This is a genomic window from Mesorhizobium sp. M7A.F.Ca.CA.004.04.2.1, from assembly GCF_004022825.1.
In the GTDB taxonomy this organism is placed as follows: Bacteria; Pseudomonadota; Alphaproteobacteria; order Rhizobiales; family Rhizobiaceae; genus Mesorhizobium.
This window is the reverse complement of the sequence record NZ_RZPH01001451.1, coordinates 1-1,068: the sequence shown is the minus strand read 5'-3', so window position 1 is coordinate 1,068 and position 1,068 is coordinate 1. Positions and strand designations below refer to the sequence as shown.

The following is a 1,068-nucleotide window of genomic DNA, read 5'->3' as shown; positions in this document are numbered from 1 at the left end:
GCGATGTCGTGGCCCTTGTCCTTCACCAGCATGATCAGGCCGGAGATGATGTTCAGCGCCGCCACCAGCACGATCAGCGTCAGGATCATGAACATGACGTTGCGCTCGACCTGCAGGGCGGAGAAGAAGGTCTCGTTGCGCTGGCGCCAGTCGACCATGTCGATCGGCCGCTGCGCCGCCTCCTCCACCTTCGGTTTCAGCGCATCGACATCGTCTGGATTGTCGACATAGATCTCGATCGTCTGCGCCCGCCCGTCCATGTTGAAATAGAGCTGCGCTTCGGAAAACGGCATGTAGACGATGGAGGTGTCATATTCGGACATGCCGACTTCGAAGATCGCCGCGATCTTGTAACCCTTCATGCGCGGCGTGGTGCCGATCGGCGTCACGTCGCCGTCGGGCGAAATCAAGGTGATGGTATCGCCAAGCGTCAGGCCGAGATTCTCCGCCATGCGCTTGCCGATGGCAACGCCGTCGCCAGAGTCGAAATCGGCGATCGAGCCCTGCTTGATGTTGCTGGCAACGATGGCGATCTTGCTCAGATCCTCGCCGCGTATGCCGCGCACCAGCGCTCCGGTTCCGCCGCCGACATTGCCTTGCGCAAGCACCTGGCCATCAATCAGCGGGATGGCGTATTTGACGCCTGACACACCGTTGATGCGGCTGGCGACCTGCGCGTAGTCCTCCAGTGGCGAATCGAGCGGCTGCACGATCAGGTGGCCGTTGACGCCGAGGATGCGCGTCAAAAGCTCCGCCCTGAAACCGTTCATCACCGCCATGACCACGATCAGCGTGGCGACGCCCAGCATGATGCCGAGGAACGAGATCGAGGCGATCACCGAGATCACCGTCTCCTTGCGCCGCGAACGCAGATAGCGCCAGGCGACCATGCGCTCGAAGATGGAAAAGGGTCCGGCGCCGACCGGTCTTGCCGCCACCGCCTCGTTCATGCGGCGACACCGAAGCGCTTCTTCACGTCTGCGATCGGCAGCGTCTCGCGCTCGCCGGTCTTGCGATTTTTGATCTCGATCTCGCCGGCTGCGACACCACGCGGCCCGACGATCACTT

General features: G+C 62.2%; 2 protein-coding genes. Both read right to left on the bottom strand.

The features are described 5' to 3' along the window. Positions 1-950 (bottom strand): ABC transporter permease (locus EN893_RS35315; protein WP_128362231.1); only part of this gene is annotated, 950 nt, incomplete at its 3' end. Then, positions 947-1,068: His/Gly/Thr/Pro-type tRNA ligase C-terminal domain-containing protein (locus EN893_RS35310; RefSeq protein ID WP_164901452.1), on the bottom strand; the 122-nt coding region annotated here is incomplete at its 5' end. The genes EN893_RS35310 and EN893_RS35315, both read right to left, overlap by 4 nt.